The sequence below is a fragment of the Mycobacterium asiaticum genome (assembly GCF_001673635.1).
Lineage (GTDB): Bacteria > Actinomycetota > Actinomycetes > Mycobacteriales > Mycobacteriaceae > Mycobacterium > Mycobacterium asiaticum_C.
The window spans coordinates 85677-105735 of the sequence record NZ_LZMH01000022.1; the positions used below are offsets into that span (position 1 = coordinate 85677).

Annotated in this window: 21 protein-coding genes; 13 read left to right on the top strand and 8 right to left on the bottom strand. The window is 65.9% G+C overall.

Features of this window, described 5'->3' with window-relative positions:
• Positions 1-64: 64 nt before the first annotated feature.
• Complete coding sequence (locus tag A5645_RS26855) at positions 65-238, top strand: DUF3073 domain-containing protein (protein ID WP_081282367.1); 174 nt, start codon at positions 65-67, stop codon at positions 236-238.
• Between the two features lie 39 nt (positions 239-277).
• Here A5645_RS26855 and purM read toward each other — a convergent pair whose 3' ends face one another.
• From purM to A5645_RS05170, 3 genes are all read right to left on the bottom strand, one after another.
• Positions 278-1372: a phosphoribosylformylglycinamidine cyclo-ligase gene (purM, locus tag A5645_RS05160; protein ID WP_065036670.1), complete on the bottom strand. Its 1095-nt coding sequence runs from the start codon at positions 1370-1372 to the stop codon at positions 278-280.
• Positions 1373-1477: 105 nt separating this feature from the next.
• The gene (purF, locus tag A5645_RS05165; RefSeq protein WP_065036669.1) at positions 1478-3013 is read right to left on the bottom strand and encodes an amidophosphoribosyltransferase; all 1536 of its coding nucleotides are present in this window, start codon (positions 3011-3013) and stop codon (positions 1478-1480) included.
• A gap of 131 nt (positions 3014-3144) precedes the next feature.
• The gene (locus A5645_RS05170; protein WP_065128684.1) at positions 3145-3531 is read right to left on the bottom strand and encodes a sterol carrier family protein; all 387 of its coding nucleotides are present in this window, start codon (positions 3529-3531) and stop codon (positions 3145-3147) included.
• Between the two features lie 19 nt (positions 3532-3550).
• On the opposite strand from A5645_RS05170, the gene A5645_RS05175 reads away from it, so the two are divergent.
• Positions 3551-4765, top strand: a complete 1215-nt coding sequence (locus A5645_RS05175) for an MCE family protein (RefSeq protein WP_065128686.1) — start codon at positions 3551-3553, stop codon at positions 4763-4765.
• On the opposite strand, the gene A5645_RS05180 is transcribed toward A5645_RS05175, so the two are convergent.
• Positions 4755-5372 carry an Rv0804 family intramembrane glutamic endopeptidase gene (locus A5645_RS05180; RefSeq protein WP_253866853.1) on the bottom strand — a complete coding sequence of 206 codons (618 nt, stop codon included), beginning with the start codon at positions 5370-5372 and terminating at the stop codon, positions 4755-4757. The two genes, A5645_RS05175 and A5645_RS05180, sit on opposite strands and share 11 nt — an antisense overlap.
• A complete protein-coding gene (gene purL, locus A5645_RS05185) occupies positions 5369-7663 on the bottom strand; it encodes a phosphoribosylformylglycinamidine synthase subunit PurL (protein ID WP_065128688.1) in 2295 nt (764 codons plus the stop codon). Before purL ends, A5645_RS05180 begins: the two co-directional genes overlap by 4 nt.
• 67 nt (positions 7664-7730) lie before the next feature.
• On the opposite strand from purL, the gene A5645_RS05190 reads away from it, so the two are divergent.
• Positions 7731-8369, top strand: coding sequence for an acetyl-/succinyl-CoA transferase (locus A5645_RS05190; protein ID WP_065036665.1), 639 nt, complete (start codon positions 7731-7733; stop codon positions 8367-8369).
• Positions 8370-8374: 5 nt separating this feature from the next.
• Here the strand turns inward: A5645_RS05190 and A5645_RS05195 are convergent, their stop codons facing one another.
• Both A5645_RS05195 and A5645_RS05200 read right to left on the bottom strand, forming a co-directional pair.
• Positions 8375-8734, bottom strand: a complete 360-nt coding sequence (locus A5645_RS05195; RefSeq protein ID WP_065036664.1) for a VOC family protein — start codon at positions 8732-8734, stop codon at positions 8375-8377.
• Between the two features lie 11 nt (positions 8735-8745).
• Positions 8746-10026 (bottom strand): M18 family aminopeptidase, encoded by a 1281-nt coding sequence (locus A5645_RS05200; RefSeq protein WP_065128690.1) that lies wholly within the window; start codon positions 10024-10026, stop codon positions 8746-8748.
• A 6-nt stretch (positions 10027-10032) separates the two neighbouring features.
• Here A5645_RS05200 and A5645_RS05205 point away from each other — a divergent pair, with 6 nt between their 5' ends.
• From A5645_RS05205 to A5645_RS05215, 3 genes are read left to right on the top strand one after another with little or no spacing between them, the layout of a single operon-like run.
• Positions 10033-11115, top strand: a complete 1083-nt coding sequence (locus tag A5645_RS05205; protein ID WP_172830469.1) for a Dyp-type peroxidase — start codon at positions 10033-10035, stop codon at positions 11113-11115.
• Positions 11112-11915, top strand: a complete 804-nt coding sequence (locus A5645_RS05210; RefSeq protein WP_065036662.1) for a family 1 encapsulin nanocompartment shell protein — start codon at positions 11112-11114, stop codon at positions 11913-11915. The genes A5645_RS05205 and A5645_RS05210 overlap by 4 nt, the downstream gene beginning before the upstream one ends.
• A gap of 28 nt (positions 11916-11943) precedes the next feature.
• Positions 11944-12690 carry an SDR family NAD(P)-dependent oxidoreductase gene (locus tag A5645_RS05215; RefSeq protein WP_065036661.1) on the top strand — a complete coding sequence of 249 codons (747 nt, stop codon included), beginning with the start codon at positions 11944-11946 and terminating at the stop codon, positions 12688-12690.
• Between the two features lie 2 nt (positions 12691-12692).
• Here the strand turns inward: A5645_RS05215 and A5645_RS05220 are convergent, their stop codons facing one another.
• A complete protein-coding gene (locus A5645_RS05220; RefSeq protein WP_065128749.1) occupies positions 12693-14378 on the bottom strand; it encodes an MOSC and FAD-binding oxidoreductase domain-containing protein in 1686 nt (561 codons plus the stop codon).
• 101 nt (positions 14379-14479) lie between these two features.
• On the opposite strand from A5645_RS05220, the gene A5645_RS05225 reads away from it, so the two are divergent.
• The 7 genes from A5645_RS05225 to A5645_RS05255 all read left to right on the top strand — a co-directional run bounded on the left by A5645_RS05225 (position 14480) and on the right by A5645_RS05255 (position 20058).
• Positions 14480-15364, top strand: coding sequence for an alpha/beta fold hydrolase (locus A5645_RS05225; RefSeq protein ID WP_065128692.1), 885 nt, complete (start codon positions 14480-14482; stop codon positions 15362-15364).
• 30 nt (positions 15365-15394) lie between these two features.
• Positions 15395-16087, top strand: coding sequence for a TetR/AcrR family transcriptional regulator (locus tag A5645_RS05230; protein ID WP_065128694.1), 693 nt, complete (start codon positions 15395-15397; stop codon positions 16085-16087).
• A gap of 17 nt (positions 16088-16104) precedes the next feature.
• Positions 16105-16743: a TetR/AcrR family transcriptional regulator gene (locus A5645_RS05235; protein WP_065036658.1), complete on the top strand. Its 639-nt coding sequence runs from the start codon at positions 16105-16107 to the stop codon at positions 16741-16743.
• Positions 16744-16852: 109 nt separating this feature from the next.
• The gene (locus A5645_RS05240) at positions 16853-17902 is read left to right on the top strand and encodes a zinc-binding alcohol dehydrogenase family protein (RefSeq protein WP_065128696.1); all 1050 of its coding nucleotides are present in this window, start codon (positions 16853-16855) and stop codon (positions 17900-17902) included.
• Positions 17903-17916: 14 nt separating this feature from the next.
• Complete coding sequence (locus tag A5645_RS05245; RefSeq protein WP_065128698.1) at positions 17917-18792, top strand: DUF427 domain-containing protein; 876 nt, start codon at positions 17917-17919, stop codon at positions 18790-18792.
• Between the two features lie 25 nt (positions 18793-18817).
• Positions 18818-19381: a TMEM175 family protein gene (locus A5645_RS05250; protein ID WP_253866850.1), complete on the top strand. Its 564-nt coding sequence runs from the start codon at positions 18818-18820 to the stop codon at positions 19379-19381.
• Complete coding sequence (locus tag A5645_RS05255; RefSeq protein WP_065036733.1) at positions 19381-20058, top strand: haloacid dehalogenase type II; 678 nt, start codon at positions 19381-19383, stop codon at positions 20056-20058. The genes A5645_RS05250 and A5645_RS05255 overlap by 1 nt, the downstream gene beginning before the upstream one ends.
• The last annotated feature ends 1 nt before the right edge of the window (position 20059 follow it).

Consider the following 20059-nt stretch of genomic DNA (forward strand, 5'->3'; position numbering starts at 1 on the left):
GACACTAAGAGATCGGAGCCGCCTACTCGTAGGCCGCTCCGTTATTTCGCGAGGGGGTTCCCCCATGGGCCGCGGCCGGGCTAAGGCAAAGCAGACCAAGGTTGCTCGAGAACTGAAATACAGCTCCCCCCAGACCGACTTCACGCGGCTTCAGCGCGAGCTGTCCGGGACGAGCACCGACGAGTCGGACCACGCGGATGGCGACTCGTGGGATGACGACGACACCTGGCGCCGCTAGGTCCTCGCTGGCGTCCGGCGCCCTACTGGTTCTGGATTTTTAGAATCGCGGGTGCTGCCCGACGAGCTTGACCCGCGGGCCGTCCTTGCCGGCCTTGCCGACGGTACCCAGCACCCAGCAGTTCAGATGCCGCGCGGTCAGGATCGCCCTGGCGCGGTCGCTGTCCTCCGGCGCGACGACGGCGACCATCCCGACGCCCATGTTGAACGTCTTTTCCATCTCGGCTCGCTCGATACGGCCCCGTTGCGCGATCATGGCGAACACCGGCGCAGGCGTCCACGTCCCCCGGTCCACCTCCGCGACCAGCCCGTTCGGGATGACGCGGGCCAGGTTGCCGGCCAATCCGCCGCCGGTGACGTGGCAGAACGTGCGGACCTGGGTTTCAGCGATGAGCGCCAGGCAGTCTTTGGCGTAGATCAGGGTCGGCTCCAACAGCTCTTCACCCAAAGTGCGGCCGAATTCCTCCACGTAACCGGCCAGGTTCATCCGGTCGATATCCAGCAGAACCGACCGGGCCAGCGAGTAGCCGTTGGAGTGCAGACCGGAGGACCCCATCCCGATGATGACGTCGCCGGGTTTGACGCGCTCGGGTCCCAGCACGTCGTCGGCCTCGACCACACCGACGCCGGTCGCCGAGATGTCGTAATGGTCGGGCTCCATCAGGCCGGGATGTTCGGCGGTCTCCCCGCCCAGTAGGGCGCACCCGGCGCGCACGCAACCCTCGGCGATACCGCTCACTATCGCGGCGACCCGCTCGGGCACGGTGCGGCCGACCGCGATGTAGTCCTGCAGGAACAGGGGTTCGGCGCCGCACACCACCAGGTCGTCTACGACCATCGCGACCAGGTCCAGGCCGACGGTGTCGTGCTTGTCCATGGCCTGCGCGACGGCCAGCTTGGTGCCGACGCCGTCGGTGGATGCCGCCAACACCGGTTCCCGGTAGTCGCCGCGTATCGCGAACAACCCGGCGAAACCGCCGAGCCCACCCCGCACCTCGGGTCTGGTGGCCTTGGTCGCTAGCGGCTTGAACAGGTCGACCGCGCGGTCACCGGCTTCAATGTCCACCCCGGCCGATGCGTAGGTGATGCCCTGATTGCCCGCGCCTCGTTTGGAGCTCTGTTCAGGATCCGTCATCGCGATAAAGGCTACCGGTCGCCGCACCCGTTGGTAACGCTATGCACCGGTGTCGCGCAGTAGGCCGCGATTTCGGCCAGTTTTGTGCGCGGCGAGGGTTTTTCGTCAGTGGCTGACGGCGGGAACTTCCGCCGCTTCCTGGTCGGCGAGATTGTCCAGGCCGGCACGCGCCGCGTTCGCCAGCATGTGCTCGATGACGTTCTTGCCCAGTGCGGTCTCGCCCGGCAGCTTGATCGGGTAGGTGCCGTCGAAGCAGGCGGTGCACAGCCGCGACGCCGGCTGCTCGGTGGCCGCGATCAGACCGCGCAACGAGATGTAGCCCAGGGTGTCGGCATTGATGGCATGCCGGACCGCCTCGAGCATCTCGCCCTCGTCCTCGACGGCGTTGGCGATCAGCTCCGCCGGAGACGGAAAGTCGATCCCGTAGAAGCAGGGCCACTTCACCGGCGGGGAGGCGATGCGCACGTGCACTTCCACCGCTCCGGCTTCGCGCAGCATCCGTACCAGCGCCCGTTGGGTGTTGCCGCGCACGATCGAGTCGTCGACGACGATGAGCCGCTTGCCGCGGATCACCTCTTTGAGTGGGTTCAGCTTGAGCCGGATGCCGAGCTGCCGAATGGTCTGCGACGGCTGGATGAAGGTGCGCCCGACGTAGGCGTTCTTCATCAGTCCCTGGCCGTAGGGAATGCCGGACTCCTGTGCGTAACCCACCGCGGCGGGGGTGCCGGATTCGGGCACCCCGATCACCAGATCCGCGTCGACCGCGCACTCCCGGGCCAGCTGGCGGCCGATGTCCAGCCGCGCGCCGTGTATCGACCGGCCGCCGATCGTGCTGTCGGGACGGGCCAGGTAGACGTATTCGAACACGCAGCCCTTCGGCGAGGGGTTGGCGAAGCGGGTGGACCGCACGCCGTCGGCATCGATGGCGAGCAACTCGCCCGGCTCGATGTCGCGGACGAAGGACGCCCCGACGATGTCCAGTGCGGCGGTCTCGGAAGCGACCACCCAGCCGCGGTCCAGCCGGCCGAGCGACAACGGCCGCACGCCGTGCGGGTCGCGGCAGGCGTAGAGGGTGGTTTCGTCCATGAATGTCAGGCAGAACGCGCCCCGAACGGTCGGCAGCAGCTCTAGCGCCGCTTGTTCGAGGCTGGAATCGGCCGCGCCGTGAGCCAGCAGCGCACCGAGAATGTCGGAATCCGTCGTCGCCGGGGCAGGGCAGCGTTTCGCGATCAGCCCCGCGTCGCGCGCCCGGGCGGCCAATTCGGCGGCGTTGACCAAATTGCCGTTATGACCCAGCGCCACCCCGGTGCCCGCGGCGGTGTTGCGAAACACCGGCTGGGCATTTTCCCAGGTGGTGTCCCCGCTGGTGGAGTATCGGCAGTGCCCGATCGCGACGTGGCCATCCATGGCTGCCAGCGTCTGCTCGTCGAACACCTGGCTGACCAGGCCGAGGTCCTTGAACACCAGAACCTGTGACCCGTCTGCGACGGCGATGCCGGCGGCCTCCTGGCCGCGGTGCTGCAGTGCGTACAGGCCGTAGTAGGTGAGCTTGGCGACGTCCTCACCCGGGGCCCAGACCCCGAATACACCACACTCTTCACGAGGCGAATTGAAGTCTTCTTCGGGCTGTTGAGCGGTCACGGTTTTGGCGGCTCCCTAGGGCGCGAATGGTGACGTAACGGAGTCTACGGGTAACTCGTCTGCACCGACGAATTCGACAGGCGTGTTATTCCCGTTCAGAACGGCGTGTCGCGGGAAACACGCAGGTCAAGTCACAGACTCACCACTGGTAACAAGTGGTCGATCTCACTTGCTCGCGATCCGGACAGAGTCACCGAACCGCTGGCCTGCGCCTCTTTCAGCCCCATCAGTCCCGTTGCCACCAGCAGCCACGTCCTGGGGTCGGTTTCAACCACGTTCGGTGGGGTGCCACGGGTGTGCCGCGGACCGGCGATGCACTGCACGGCGACGAACGGCGGGATGCGAACCTCGACGCTGGCACCCGGCGCTAACCCGGCCAGCGTGCGTGCGGTGAGCCGCACCGCCGCTGCCAGAGTGGGCCGGTCGGGCTGCGGACAGGTCTCGTCGCGCAGCCATTCGGAAACTGACAACACGGCTTGTCGTGTCTTCACCGGATCGGCGCTATCGCGAGGCGCCATACCTTATGGTCTCAGAATCATGGAGCGTCGTCGTACGGGCACGCGACCCCCATTCAAGACCGTCGGCCTGGTGACGCTGATGGTGCTGACGCTCGTGCTGGGCGCGTTGTATTGGCAGTTCCGCGGCAATTTCACGGCGAAAACGAAGTTGACGATGGTCGCCCCGCGATCTGGGCTGGTGATGGATCCCGGGGCCAAGGTCACCTACAACGGCGTTCAGATCGGGCGGGTGTCGACGATTTCGGAGATCGACCGCAACGGCCGGCCCGCGGCGCAACTGGTCCTGGACATCTACCCCAGATACATCGCGCAGATCCCGGCCAATGTGACCGCAGAGATCAAGGCCACCACCGTGTTCGGCAATAAGTATGTGGCCCTTAGTTCACCCGAAAACCCCGCAGCACAACACATCACTCCGGCTATAGAGATTGATGCCACGCAGGTGACGACCGAGTTCAATACGCTTTTCCAGACCCTGACCGCCATCGCGGAGAAGGTGGACCCGGTCAAACTCAACCTGACGCTGAGCGCTGCGGGACAAGCCCTGACCGGATTGGGAGACAGGTTCGGCGTCTCGCTGGAACGAGGATCGGCCATTCTGGACGACCTCAACCCCCAACTGCCGCAGGCCCGCTCCGACATTCGCCAGCTGGCCGCCCTGGGCGAGATCTACGCGGACTCCGCACCTGAACTGTTGGACGCCCTGAACCAGGCGGCGACCACCGCGCGCAGCGTCAATCAGCAGCGGAACGAACTCGATGCCGCGCTGTTGGCCGCGGCGGGATTGGGCGGTACCGGCTCCGAGGTCTTCGAACGGGGCGGACCGTACCTGGCGCGCGGTGCCGCCGATCTGCGTCCGACCGCCGCGTTGCTCGACGAATACAGTCCCGAGATCGCCTGCACCATACGCAATTACAACGAAGTCGCGCCCAGAATCCATGCGGCGCTTGGCTTCAACGGGTACGCACTGGGTGCCAACTCATCGGGCGCGATCGCCGGTGCGCCGGCCCCGTACATGTACCCGGAGAATCTGCCGCGCACCAACGCCCGGGGCGGCCCGGGCGGCAGACCGGGATGCTGGCAGAAGATCACCCGAGATCTGTGGCCCGCCCCGTTTCTGGTGATGGACACCGGCGTCAGCCTGGCCCCGTACAACCATTTCGAGCTGGGCTCGCCGCTCGCGCTGGACTATGTCTGGGGCCGACAGCTGGGCGACAACACCATCAATCCCTGAGCTTGCGCCGTTGCACCACCACCGCGGCCACGGCACCGGACTCGTTGATGGCCAGATGCGCCAGGATCGGCGCTGCCAGACTGCCGCAGCGGCCGGCGAGCCAGCCGAACAACCACCCCGCCACACCGGTGACCAGCACCACGGGCACCGCCGGCTGCCCCGTCGCGCGGGCGTCTGCAATGTGGGATAACCCGAACGCGGCGGACTGCAGTACGCGGCCGCCGGTCACCCCGAAGGCTTCGGTGGCAATAGCGCTCAGCGCCCCGCGAAACGCGACCTCCTCGGCCCACACCGTACCGATCGGTATGTGCACGCCCAGCCAACCGGATACCGATGGCGGCAGCTCGCGGCTGTCCATCGATCCCCGCACGATCGGAATGGGTGTGGTCGCAGCGATCGCTGCCGACACAATGGCGGCCGCGGCCGAGCCCCAGCGCAATCCCGCCCACAGTTCCGGCGGGCGAAGGCCGAGCGGCGTACGAATGAGCAACGCCAGTGCCCCGCCGAGACCGGCCTGCACCGGCGTCCGCCATGCGGCCGGCAACCGGGGACCGACCAGGCTCCAGCCCACCAGGCCGGCGGCCAGTGCCAGCGCGCGCAGTCTCAGGCGAAGAATCGCGGCAGCACCGCCTCGGATGTCTCCCGCAGCTCGGCCAGGGACACCGTGAACAGGCCCTGGACCTCGATCGCATCCGACGCTTGATCCACGACCCCGATGCGCGCCGAGGGCAGTCCCCGCGCCTCGCACATGGAACGGAATCGGCTCTCCTCGGTGCGTGGCACCGCGACCAGTACCCGGCCCGCGGATTCGGAGAACAACATGACGAACGGATCCGAACCCTCGGGAAGCACGATGCGGCAACCTGTTTCACCCGCCAACGCGGCCTCCACCACCGCCTGGGCCAGCCCGCCCTCGGACAGGTCGTGCGCGGCGGTGATCAGCCCGTCGCGCGACCCGGCCGCCAAAACTTCGGCCAGCAACTTCTCCCGCTGCAGGTCGACCGCCGGCGGCAACCCACCGAGGTGGTCGGCGGTCACCTGCGCCCAGATTGAGCCGTCGAATTCGTCGCGGGTATCGCCGAGCAACAACAGACTTTCCCCCGGTTCGGTGCCCAAGGCGGTGGGCAGCCGTCGCCCGACGTCATCGATGACACCAAGCACCCCGACCACCGGGGTCGGCAGGATCGCCGACGAGCCGGTCTGGTTGTAGAAGCTGACGTTGCCGCCGGTCACCGGAATGCCCAGGGCTACACAACCATCCGCCAAACCCCGGACGGCTTGGGAGAACTGCCACATGACTCCCGGGTCCTCCGGCGAGCCGAAATTCAGGCAGTTGGTGACGGCGACCGGGTTGGCGCCCGTGACGGCCACGTTGCGGTACGCCTCGGCCAGCGCTAATTGGGCGCCGGTATAGGGATCGAGCTGGGTGTAACGCCCCGACGCGTCGGTGGACAGCGCGATGCCGCGGCCGGTCGCCTCGTCGATGCGCAGCACACCGCCGTCGGCGTGCTCGGCCAGCACGGTGTTGCCCCGCACATAGCGGTCGTATTGCTCGGTGATGAATGCGCGGCTGCACAGATGCGGACTGCCAACCAGCGCAAGCAAAGTCGCGCGCAGTTCGTCGCCGCTCGCCGGCCGCGGCAGGATCTTCGACGAGTCGGCGTTCAGCGCGTCCTGGGCCTCCGGGCGGGCGACCGGGCGCTGGTAGACCGGGCCTTCGTGCGCCACCGTGCGCGGCGGCACGTCGACCACGGTCTCGCCGTGCCAGGTGATGCGTAGCCGGTCTCCGTCGGTGACCTCGCCGATCACCGTTGCCAGCACTTCCCACTTACGGCAGACCGCCAGGAACGCGTCCACGTTCTCCGGCGTCACCACCGCGCACATCCGCTCCTGTGACTCGCTGCACAACACTTCCGCGGGCGTCATCTGCCTGGCGCGCAGCGGGACGGCGTCGAGATTGATCGCCATGCCGCCGTCACCGGCTGAGGCCAATTCCGAGGTGGCACAAGCCAATCCGGCCCCGCCGAGGTCCTGGATACCCACCACCAGACCACCCGCGTAGAGCTCGAGACAGCACTCGATGAGCACCTTCTCCATGAACGGGTCGCCTACCTGCACCGACGGCAATTTCTTGCGGGAGTTCTCGGCGCCTTCATCACTGAAAGTGTCCGACGCCAGCACCGAAACCCCGCCGATCCCGTCGAGACCCGTCCGCGCGCCGAACAGGATGATCTTGTTCCCGGTGCCCGAGGCGAACGCCAGATGCAGGTCCTCCTGCCGTAATACGCCGACGCACAACGCATTCACCAGCGGGTTACCGGCGTAGGACGCGTCGAACACGGTTTCACCGCCGATGTTCGGCAAGCCCAGTGAGTTGCCGTATCCACCGATGCCGCGAACCACCCCGTCTACCACCCGGCGGGTGTCCGGAGCGTCGGCGGCGCCGAACCGGAGCTGGTCCATCACGGCGATCGGACGCGCGCCCATGGCCATGATGTCGCGAACGATGCCGCCGACGCCGGTGGCCGCGCCCTGATACGGCTCGACGTAGGACGGATGGTTGTGGGACTCCACCTTGAAGGTGACCGCCCACCCGTCGCCGATGTCGACCACGCCGGCGTTCTCACCGATGCCGGCCAGCATGCCGGTACGCATGCCCTCGGTGGTGGTCTCGCCGAAGTAGCGCAGGTGGACCTTGGAGGACTTGTAGGAGCAGTGCTCGCTCCACATCACCGAATACATCGCCAGCTCGGTGTCGGTGGGCCGGCGACCGAGGATCTCACGGATCCGCTGGTATTCGTCTTCTTTGAGACCCAGTTCGTGGAACGGTTGTGGCTGGTCGGGGGTGGTTGCGGCGTGCTCGACGGTGTCAGTGGCGTAGGTGTGCGGGCTCGTCACGCAGCCAGTCTAGGTTCCCGCCGGAAATTGGGCTGATTTCACCGGCCGAGGTCCCGATAATGGGCCGATGTCCCGTCACTGGCCGCTGTTCGACCTGCGGATCACCACTGCGCGGTTGCAGTTGCGGCTGCCGACCGAGGAGTTGATCGACCAGCTGATCGACACGATCCTGGACGGGATCCACCCACCCGACAAGATGCCGTTTTCGGTCCCATGGACACGCGTGCCGCGCGAATACGTGCCGTTCAACACCCTGGCGTACCTATGGCGGGAACTGGCCGGCTTCAACCGCGATCACTGGTCGTTGCCACTGGCGGTAGTCGTCGACGGGAAAGCCGTCGGCGTGCAGGGGTTGATGGCCAAGCAGTTTCCCGTCGCCCGCCAGGTGGACTCCGGGTCGTGGCTCGGGATGCGCCATCAGCGAAACGGCTACGGTACCGAGATGCGCGCGGCCGCATTGCATTTCGCGTTTACCGAACTAGGCGCGCAAGCGGCGACGTCACAGTCGTTCACGGATAATCCGGCGTCCATCGCCGTGTCGCGGCGCCTCGGCTACCAAGACGACGGCGTAGACCGGCTGGCACGCGAGGGGGCGGTTGCCGAGATGCGACGGTTCCGGCTCACCCGCGAGGACTGGGAGCGGCATCGCGCCATCGAGGTGCGCGTGGACGGTTTCGAGCGCTGCCGGCCGCTTTTCGGCCTGTAACAGGCTCAGGCGCCGTCGTATTGGCTCACCACGCAGAACGCGTTGCCTTCCGGGTCCGCCAGCACGACCCAGCGGAAGCTGTCGCCGATGCTGTGCCGTTCGACCTCGCTCGCCCCCGCTGCCTTCAGTCGCGATACTTCGCCGTCCACGTCGGGGGTCACGTAGTCCAGGTGCAGGCGGTTCTTCCCGGGCGTGGGATCGGGCACCTTCTGGAAACCCAGCCGGGGCCCCTCGGGCGGAGCCAGCGCGAAGAATTCACCGGGCATCAACTCGTGCGTGGTGCCCCCGAACTGCTCGGCCCACCAACCTGACAACGTCACCGGGTCGCTGCAGTCGAACGTGACCATCTCCAATTTCAGCGCCATACCGCCGAACCCTATGCCTCGGGACGCTCCGCGGAAAGGAAAGCTTGCAGGGCGGCCGCGTAGGCGGGAACGTCCGAAGCGCCCATCAACTCGCGCGCCGAGTGCATGGCCAGTTGCGGGGCGCCGATGTCGACGGTCGGGATGCCGGTGCGCGCCGAGGCCATCGGCCCGATGGTGGAGCCACAGGGCAGGTCGGCGCGGTGTTCGTAACGCTGCAGCGGCACCCCGGCCCGCTGGCAGGCCAGCGCGAAAGCGGCGGCGGTGCGCCCGTCGGTGGCGTACCTCAGGTTGGGGTGCACCTTGAGCACTGGACCGCCGTTGACAGCGATCAGGTGACCGGGCTCATGCCGCTCCGGGTAGTTGGGGTGCGTCGCATGGGCCATGTCCGCCGACGCCAGCATGGACGCGGGCAGCAGCCGCAGATGGTCTTCGCGGTCGCCGCCGGCGGCAAGCACGATGCGCTCCAGGACGGTCACCAGCAGGTTGGATTGGGCGCCGTGGTCCGAGGTCGAACCGACCTCCTCATGGTCGAAAAGCGCCAGCACCGGCTGGAACCAGGGCGGCTCGGGCTGCTGCTGCAATTCGAGCAGCGCCTCCAGCCCGGCATAACAGCTGGCCTGGTTGTCCAGCCGCGGCGCGCTGAGCAGATCGCCCGCGGCGCCGATCACCGCCGACGGGGTGAGGTCGTGCGTCATCAGGTCGGCGGCGAGCACGTCGGTCTTCGACACCCCGGCGCGTTCGGCGATGTACCCGACGAAGGACCCGACCACATCGCCGGCACCCCAGACCGCGTTGACGTGCCGCTGCGGATCCAGGGTCACCGATTTGCGGTCGTCGGCCAGGTGAATCGCCAGCTGCGGCACCCGCAGGATCGGCTCGTCGATCCGGACGAGGCGGTGCGTGACGTCCCGGCCGTCCCGGACCGACAACCGTCCGCTGATACCCAGATCGCGATCCAGCCAGGAGTTGAGCCACGCTCCGCCGTAGGGCTCCAGCGCCACCACCTTCCAGCCGGCGACCGCGCGGTCCGGATGTTGCTTGACCCGCAGGTTGGGGCTGTCGGTATGAGCGCCGACGATGCGGAACGGGCGCAAACTCTCGAGGCTGTTCCAGGCGACGAGCGACCCGGCACGAACGACGAAGTAGCTTCCGGGGGTTTCGGGCCAGCGATCCGCCTCGTTGAGTTCGGTGTACCCCGCATCGATCAATCGGATCGCCGCCGTCGCGCACACATGAAATGGCGAGGGCGACGCGTCGATGAATTCACCCAGGCCAAGGGCGGTGGCCACCATGTAGCCATGTTTAGCATTCCCCGTACCGGGAGCGTTAGGGTCTTCGCTGTGCCCGCTGTTCAGCCGCAGCCGATCCTGGAACCCCTGACGCCAGCAGCGATCTTCATGGTGGTCACGATCAACACCGGCGGTGAGGCGACGGTGCATGACGCGCTCGGCGACATTTCCGGGTTGGTACGGGCGATCGGGTTCCGCGAGCCGTGGAAGCGGCTGTCGGTGATCACCTCGATCGGTTCGGATGCCTGGGACCGGTTGTTCGCCGGACCGCGGCCCGCTGCGCTGCATCCGTTCGTTGAGTTGACCGGCCCGCGACACGCGGCACCGGCGACGCCCGGTGACCTGTTGTTTCACATCCGCGCCGAAACATTGGACGTCTGTTTCGAATTGGCCGGCCGCATCCTCAAAGCGATGACGCCCGCGGTGACCGTCGTCGACGAAGTGCATGGATTCCGGTTCTTCGACAACCGCGATCTGCTGGGGTTCGTCGACGGCACCGAGAACCCGGATGGCCCCCTGGCCGTCAGCGCCACCGCGATCGGCGACGAGGATCCCGACTTCGCCGGCTCGTGCTACGTGCACGTGCAGCGCTACGTCCACGACATGTCGTCGTGGGAATCGCTGTCGGTGACCGAACAGGAACTGGTGATCGGGCGCACCAAACTCGAGGACATCGAGCTCGACGATGACGCCAAGCCGGCCAACTCCCATATTGCGCTCAATGTCATCACCGACGACGACGGCACCGAACTCAAGATCGTGCGCCATAACATGCCGTTCGGCGAGGTCGGCAAGGGCGAGTACGGCACCTACTTCATCGGTTATTCACGCACACCCGACGTCACCGAACAGATGCTGCGCAACATGTTCCTCGGCGATCCGCCCGGCAACACCGACCGCATCCTGGATTTCTCCACCGCGGTCACCGGTGGGCTGTTCTTCGCACCCACCGTCGACTTCCTCAACGATCCGCCGCCGCTGCCCGCCCCTCTGGCTGGAACGGCCTGCAACCCTGCCGCGGGTCCACCGGCCACGCTTTCTTCCGATGACGGATCACTGCGGATCGGCAGCCTGAAAGGAAAAACTGAATGAACAACCTGTACCGCGACCTGGCACCGGTCACCGAAGCCGCTTGGGCAGAAATCGAACTGGAGGCGTCGCGGACCTTCAAACGGCATATCGCCGGACGCCGCGTGGTGGACGTGAGCGAACCCGGCGGACCCGTTACCGCGGCGGTGAGCACGGGGCGGTTGCTCGACCTGGAGTCACCGACTGACGGGGTGATCGCTCATCTGCGCGACAGCCGGCCACTGGTCCGGCTGCGGGTGCCGTTCACCTTGTCCCGCAACGAGATCGATGACGTGGAGCGCGGTTCCAATGACTCGGACTGGGAACCGGTCAAGGTGGCCGCCAAGAAGCTGGCGTTCGTGGAGGACCGCGGCATCTTCGAGGGTTATGCCCCGGCGTCGATCCAGGGCATCCGCAGCTGCAGCTCCAACCCGCCGCTTACCCTGCCGGAGGACCCGCGCGACATCCCCGACGTCATCACCCAGGCCCTGTCGCAGCTGCGGCTGGCCGGTGTGGACGGCCCGTACTCGGTGCTGCTGGCCGCGGATGTGTACACCAAGGTGAGCGAGACGACCGCGCACGGTTACCCGATCCTCGAACACCTGAACCGGCTGGTCGACGGCGACATCATCTGGGCACCGGCGATCGACGGTGCATTCGTATTGACCACGCGCGGCGGCGACTTCGACCTACAGCTCGGTACCGACGTGGCGATCGGGTACCTCAGTCATGACGCCGACAGCGTGCAGCTGTACCTGCAGGAGACGCTGACTTTCCTGTGCTACACCGCCGAGGCCTCCGTCGCGCTGAGCCCGGTGGAATAAATCCCGGTCGGCCCATGCTGGTCGGGAGATGACTGAGACACTGGCCGGTTCCACTGCCCTGGTTACCGGCGCCACATCCGGCATCGGCCGGGAAATCGCGTTGCAGCTGGCTACGCTGGGCGCTGACGTCGTCGTCCATGGACGTAGCGCCGAGCGCGGCGCCGAGACCGTGCGCGACATCGAGAATGCCGGGGGCAAGGCACGTTTCGTGGCTGCGGATCTCAACGATGCTGAAGATGTTCGACGGCTGGCCAACGAAGCTGGGCCGGTGGACATTTTGATCAACAATGCCGGCATCTACGAGTTCGGTGCGACCGCCGAAACTGACGATCCGACCTTCGATCGACATGTGAACATCAATCTGCGCGCACCGTACATCCTGGTACAGGAGCTGGTTCCGGCGATGGTGAGCCGCGGTGGCGGTGTCGTGGTCAATCTCAGCACGCTGGCTGCCTCCGTGGCGGCGCGCGGGACCGGCATCTACGGCGCCACCAAGGCCGGCCTGGAACAGCTCACCCGCGTGTGGGCAGACGAGTTCGGTGCGGCTGGAGTCCGGGTGAATGCGATCGCTCCCGGGCCAACGGACACCCCCGGTGCTGTCGACATGGCTCCCGGGCTCCTCGATGCGCTCGGGGCGACCACAGCGATCGGACGCCCGGCCCAGGCAAGCGAAATCGCCAGTGCGGTGGTCTTTCTGGCCTCACCCGCGGCCAGTTACGTCAACGGCACCGTGTTGCACGCCACTGGTGGGCAGCGGGCGATCTCGCCCGAGTAGCGCTAGAGATCCAGCACCAGGTCGTCCTCCGGTGCGGCCGAGCAGATGAGCACCTCGCCGGGTTCTGGCAATTCCAAGGGCTGCTGAACATAGTTCGTGGTTCCGGCAACCACGCCGGTGACGCAGACGTGGCACACGCCGCTGCGGCAGGAGAACCGGGTCGGCACATCGCAGCTTTCGGCAAGCTCGAGGATGCTGCGGTACTCCGATGACCAGTTCACCGTCAGGCCGCTGCGGGCGAAGGTGACCGACGGGCCGGTGCCGGGGACTCCGGATGGTTGATGCGGCGGCCTCCGCTGCGCCGGGACGATCCCAGGATTGATCGGCGGCAGCGCACCGAATAATTCGCTGTGGATGCGCGATGCGTCAATTCCGATGGCGGTCAGGCAATCACGGATGTCAGCCATGAATTCTGTTGGACCACAGATGTATACGGCGGAGTCGACGGGCAGCTCGAGCGCCTCGATCGACCGGCGGTCCAAGCGTCCGTCCGTTTCGGTGTATTGCACTCGCAGGTGTGCATGGGCCAGTGCGTCAACCAGAGCGCTGACTTCGTCTTCGAAAGCGAGACTCTGCCGGTTCCTGGTGCTGTGCAGCCACCAGACCTCACGTCTGGCGGCCGCGGCCGCAAGGGCGTGCAACATGGCGAGCAGCGGAGTCACCCCGATGCCGGCCGAGATCAGCACCACCGGACCACTGCCGCCGACCAGGGTGAAGTCACCCCGCGGCGCGGCAACGTCGACGACGGATCCGGCTTGGACATGATCGTGCAACCACCGGCTCACCAGCCCGTGGTCCTCGCGTTTGACACTGATGCGGTACTCCCCCGCGGCGGGATCACCGGAGAGGGAATAGCTGCGCAGGGACGCCGGGCTGCCCGCCCCGGAAATCCGGACTGTCACGTGCTGACCCGGGAGTGGAATCGGCAGCGGGGACCCGTCGTCAGAACCCAGGAGAATCGACAACACCGATTCGCTTTCCCGGCGCACAGCGCTGACCCGCAGCGGTCGAAATCCGTTCCACGCCGGCCGATCCGAACTTCCAGCGGGCGCCGCCAGCAGCTCGCGGAAAGACTCCTGCCAGCCGGGACTCAGCGCGGGCACATCCACGGCCTTGCGGAGCTGCCCGGCATCACGGTGCGGTAGGTACAGCAGCGCGTCCACGTCGGCGACGCTGAGTTGATGACGCCCACGGCGAGTGCGCACAATCTCGTCGCCCCGTTGTACCGAGCCTTCCGTGATCACCCGTAGGTAGAAGCCGGGCCGGTGCTTTGCGACCAGCAGCTTGGGCATCTCCGGTTCATTCAGCCGCATCCCGACGCGGAAGCAGGTGACCCGGGGCTGAGTGACTTCGAATTCGGCGTCGCCGATCCGGTAACGATCACCAATGCACACGTCGTCATCGGCCAGCCCGCTGACAGTGAAGTTCTCACCGAAATTGCCGAACTCGAGATCGTCGCGCTTGAGATAGCGCTTCCAGAACTCATAGGACTCAACCTGATACACCATGACGGCGCGTTGATCACCACCGTGGCCGACAAGGTCGCCCTGGCCGTCACCCTCGATGTTCAACCGACGCACCATGACCGGCCCGTCGACCGGCGACTTCCAGATTCCGGTGTGCACCACACTGTCACGCCACCGCACGTCTTTGGGCATGCCGACATTCACCGAAACAAGCTTGCTCACCGGCGCTCCTCGTGGAATCGGCATCACCGCACTGCCCATCTTGCCTGCCGAACGTATCCGTGCATAATGGGATGCACAACCCAAAATATCGGGAGGCCCCAATGGTTGTTCATCATCGCTATGCGACCGTCGGCGGCCATCAGCTGTTCTTCCGGCAAGCGGGTAACCCTGCCGATCCGACAGTTGTTCTCCTGCACGGTTTTCCGACCAGTTCATACATGTTCCGCGGCCTGATCCCCGCACTCGCGGACAGCTACCACGTGATCGCCCCCGACCATCTGGGCTTCGGCCTGTCCGACGCACCACCGGTGGAAGAGTTCGACTACACATTCGATGCGTTGACCCGACTGACGGCGGGGCTGCTGGAGAGCCTTGGTGTCAAGCAGTACGCGCTGTACGTCCAGGACTATGGCGCCCCTATCGGCTGGCGCCTGGCGCTGCACGATCCCGCGGCGATCACCGCGATCATCACCCAGAACGGCAATGGGTATGACGCCGGTTTCGTAGAGAGCTTCTGGAAAGTGGTGTGGGCCTATCAGACCGAGCCATCGGCCGAGACCGAAGCCGCGGTTCGGCAATTCCTGACCCTGGACGCCACCCGGTGGCAGTACCTGACCGGCGTGGCCGACCAGACGCTGGTGGACCCCGAATCGTGGTTGCACGATTATGCGCTGATCTCCCGGCCCGGCAACGACGAGGTGCAGCTGAAGTTGTTCCGCGACTACGCCACGAATGCGCCGCTGTACCCGCGGCTGCACGAGTACTTCCGCGCCAGCGGCGTTCCGCTACTTGCGGTGTGGGGCCGCGGCGACGAGATTTTCGGTCCGGCCGGCGCGGAGGCGTTTGCGAACGACCTACCCGATGCCGAGATTCACCTGCTGGACGGCGGCCATTTCCTGCTGGAATCGGCCTTGCCGGAAGTCACCGACCTCGTCCGCGCTTTCCTGGCGAAGGATCGCACACCTAATGGGCTGCATATCCCATAGTTGGGCGCTGCCGCGAGTTAGCCTGACGCCATGGGGCATCCGGAGGCGGACGACAAGAGGCTGACTCCCAAGGGTCGGGCCACCCGGGACCGCATCGTGGAGATCGCCGCCGATCTGATCGTCCACGAGGGGTTGTCCGCGTTCAATATGGACAGCGTGCGCAAGGCCGCGTCGGTCAGTGGCTCGCAACTCTCCCACTATTTCGCCGACAAGCGGGCGCTGTTGCGCGCCGTCATCGCACGTCAGATCGAGGTGGTGCTGGACTTCCACCGCCAGCCCAAGCTCGGCGGGCTGCAGTCATTTGCTGATTTTGAGCGCTGGATCGACCTGAACATGCGCTATCTGCGGCGTATCGGCGACACCGGCACCCCGACCTATCACGCCCTGGCCGCAAAGCTGGCCAAACCCGACGGTGCGACGCGAGAGGCCTTGGCGGTGGGCTACTGGCAATGGGTCGAACTGCTCGAACGGGCGATCCAGTCCATGAAAGACAACGGCGTCCTTACCCGTGCCGCCGACCCGCGGCACCTGGCCCTGGTGATAGTCAGCGCACACCAGGGCGGCGGCACCCTGGCTTACACCTACCGCGCGGAATGGCCGCACGCCGACGCCATCCGATTCGCCGTCAACTACCTGCGGATGTTCGCCACCGCCGCCGCCGAACGGGCACCCCGCCCGGTACGCCGCGCCCGTGGGCGCCGCACGGCCGGCCGCTCGGCCTGAGCGAGGTTGGTACCAAGGTGTCCGGCAATAAGACGTCGCGCCTCACTCAAAAGGGGCTCGCTACCCGCGCGCGCATCGTCGACGTCGCCGCGCGGTTGATCTTCAGGCGCGGCATCGCCGACACCAGCATCGACGAGGTGCGCACCGCCGCGGGCGTCAGCGGATCGCAGATCGCGCACTACTTCGGCGACAAGCGGGAACTCACCCGTCACGTAGTTGCCCTGCGCCGCAACAATGTACACGCGTTCCATACCCGACCCGAATTGGGCGGGCTGGACAGTTTCGAAGCGTTGCAGGGCTGGGCCGACGCGTGCGTGGCCGATATCGACACCGTCTATCGCGTCGGCGGATGCGTTTACGGTTCGCTCGCCGGCGAGCTGATCGACGCCGATCAAGAGATCCACGACGAACTGTCCGAGGGATACGACGAATGGATCGGCCTGTTCCGGCACGGCCTCACCGCGATGCGGGACCGGGGCCAACTCATCCCTGAAGCTGATCCACGGCACCTGGCGGTTGCACTGGTCGCCGCGCACCAGGGCGGCGCCATGCTCACCCATGCCACCGGCGATCCAGCGCCGCTGGCTGCGGCCTTGCAGGCTGCGGTCGACTACGTGCGGTCTTTTGCGGCGCCTCGGCGCCGGCGCAAATCCTGATTCATCCACCCTCCCCTCTGGACTTTTCTGGGTTGACTAGCCCATAATTATTGGGATGGCTGGCCCATTCTGGCCTTCCGTTGCGTCGAGGTAGGAAGGCATACGTGAAATGTCGGTAATCGAAAGCACACTCCCCACCGCGCCGGCTGTGGTGCGTGACCAACATGGCGGCGAGACGATGCGGGCGATCGTGTTGGAGAAGTTCGGCGGACTCGACAGCCTGGTGTACACCGACATCCCCAAGCCGCTACCAAGACGTGGCGAAGTGGTGATCAAGGTGAAGGGGTTCGGCATCAACCACGCCGAGATGCACATGCGGCGCGGTGAATGGGCCGAAGCCGCCGAGGTCAGCGGCATCGAATGCGTCGGCTTCGTGGACGCGTGCCCGGGCGGCGAATTTCCGGTCGGTGCGAAGGTAGCCGCGTTGATGGGCGGCCTCGGCCGGACGATCAACGGCAGCTACGCCCAGTACACTCGGGTGCGCGCGGCCAACGTCGCGCTCATCGAATCCGATTTGCCGTGGTCCGTGTTGGCGGCATTGCCCGAGACCTATGCGACGGCCTGGACGTGCCTGTTCCGCAACTTGCAGCTGGCGTCCGGCCAAACTGCGCTGATCCGCGGTGCCACATCGTCTTTCGGGCAGGCTGCGCTGAAGATGGCCGTCGCCGCGGGTGCGCACGTCATCGCCACCACTCGCACCAGCAAGCGGATCCCGATGCTCGAGGCGCTTGGTGCCACGCGGGTAGAACTGGAGCGGACCGACCTCGCCGCGCACATCGCCGAGGCCAAGCAGCTCGACGCCGTGCTCGACCTGATCGGCAACAGCACCATTCTGGACTCCCTGGACATGCTGCGTCGCGGCGGCGCGGCCTGCCTGGCCGGCTGGCTCGGCGGTCTCGACCCGATCGGTGACTTCAATCCGTTGCTGCGCATGGCATCTGGAGTCAACCTGAACTTCTTTGGTAGTTTCGTGTTCGGGACCCCGGGATTCCCGTTGTCCGACGTGCCGTTGCAGGACATCGCTCGCCAGGTGGCGGACGGCCGGCTCGAGGCGAAACCTTCGCACATTTTTTCCTTCGACCAGATCCGCGAAGCGCACCGCGTGATGGAGTCCGGCGACGCCGGCGGCAAGATGGTCGTCGTCGTGGACGACGACTAGCACCGGGGCCGACAATGGGTTTGGCGTGGCAACAGGGCCCGCTCGCGCCCGGGTCCGTAGGACACTTTCTCACCGAACAACCGCTACCCGAGCGATTGCTGTTCGCCGAGCCGCTACGGCGCCGTATGCGAGTCCGGTTCGGTGACCATTGGATCGCCGACAGTGAGGACGTCGTCCTCCTACATGAACCGGGCCGCTATCCGGTGGCCTACTTTCCGCTCAGCGATATACGTCCGGGCAGTGTAATCGCCGAGGAACGGGTGACCCAGCATGCTGACCTGGGTGAGACCCATTGGTACACAGTTCAAGTTCCGGGCAGGGACGCCGCCCACAGCGCGTGGCAACACACCGGACTGCCGCGCCACGCGGTCGTACTGGCGGGGCGGATGGCTTTCGCCTGGCGTGCCATGGATGCCTTCTACGAGGAAGAGGAACGTATCGTGGGGCACGCCGCCGACGCCTACCATCGAATTGATATTCGTTCCACGGCAAGGCATCTTGTAGTTCGCGACGACGAGAAGGTAGTCGCCGAGACCCAATGCCCCGTCGTGCTCTACGAGTCCGGCTTCGCCCCGCGTTGGTACGTGCCACGGGAACACATCGATGGTTCGGCCCTCAAGCCGGTTGACGGACAAACCTTCTGCCCGTACAAGGGCATCGCCTCCTACTACGACGTCGGCTCCCATATGCGCGCGGCGTGGTCCTACACCCAAGCGTGGGCCGAGGTTGCTCGAGTGAGCAACCTGGTGTCATTCGAGCCGGACAAGATCGATGTCTACCTCGATGGCAGACAACTGCAACTGGAGCCCGGACAAACCGTCTTTCCCCACGGCGTCGACCGCGGACTGGACCCCGACGAGGTATCCCATGCCATTGGAAGCCTCCGATGAAGGCTGCCCCGCGAAAGATTCGGCGGTGACCAGCCAACCGGCCAAGCCGGACCGGCTGGGGGCATTCTCCGACGGCGTCTTCGCGGTGGTGATCACCATCCTGGTGCTCAAGCTCAACGCGCCGAATTCCGCTTCGTTGCGCGCTTTGCTGCCTCTGTGGCCCACGGGTTTGAGCTACGTCGTCAGTTACGTGTTCATTGCGATCGTCTGGGTCAACCACCATCACTTGCTCGGCTACGCGCGAGCCGCGACACCGCGGTTGATCTGGTCGAACTTCGGCCATCTCTTCTCGGTCTCGTTGATCCCCTTCACCACAGAGTGGATAGCCGACAGCAGCCTGTCTTCCGCGCCGGTGGCGTTGTATGCCGCCATTTTCATGCTGGTGAATATCACGTACCTATTTCTGTGCCAGGAAGCCGTGGACCGATCCGCGCGCGTGCGTATCCGGCCACTGGTGACGATTAGTGGTTTCGCCGGTGCCGCGCTGGTCGCCCTGTGCTGGCCCCTGGCAGCGATGGCGCTGATCTGTCTATGTTTGATCCTGTACGTACCGCCCGACATCCCCGCACCGAAGAAGGTGGACCGATAATTCCGACGCCATCCATCCTGGTGTTCGACGTCAACGAGACTTTGCTCGCCATCGATTCCCTGGCACCGCTTTTCGGCGATGTATTCGGTGACCGACGGGTCCTGCGGGAGTGGTTCAACCAGCTCATCCTGTATTCGATGACGGCGACGCTCTCCGACCACTATGTCGACTTCTTCACCCTCGGTCCAAGTGTGCTGCGCATGCTCGGCGCCATCCACGAAGTAATCGTCACCGATGACGACATCGAACGGCTCCGCGAGGGATTCCGCACCATGCCACCCCATCCCGAGGTGGTGGACGGCCTGAACCGATTGCACGAGGAAGGCTTGCGACTGGTCAGCCTGACCAACTCGCCGCACCGCCCCGGCACCCCGACACCACTCGAAAACGCCGGGCTGGCAAACTTTTTCGAGCAACAGCTCAGCGTCGATGCAAGCCACGCTTTCAAACCGGCCCCGGTGGTCTACCGGCACGCGTGCCGACAACTCGGCGCCAGCCCCACCGACTGCATGATGGTGGCCGCGCACCATTGGGACCTGCTCGGTGCCCGTAATACTGGGTTCAGTACGGCGTTGATCACCCGCCCCGGCAACGCACCGGTGGGTGCTCTGCCGCAACCGGACATCGTGGCGAAGGATTTGCTCGAGTTCGCCGCACATCTGAAGAGAGATGGCTGAC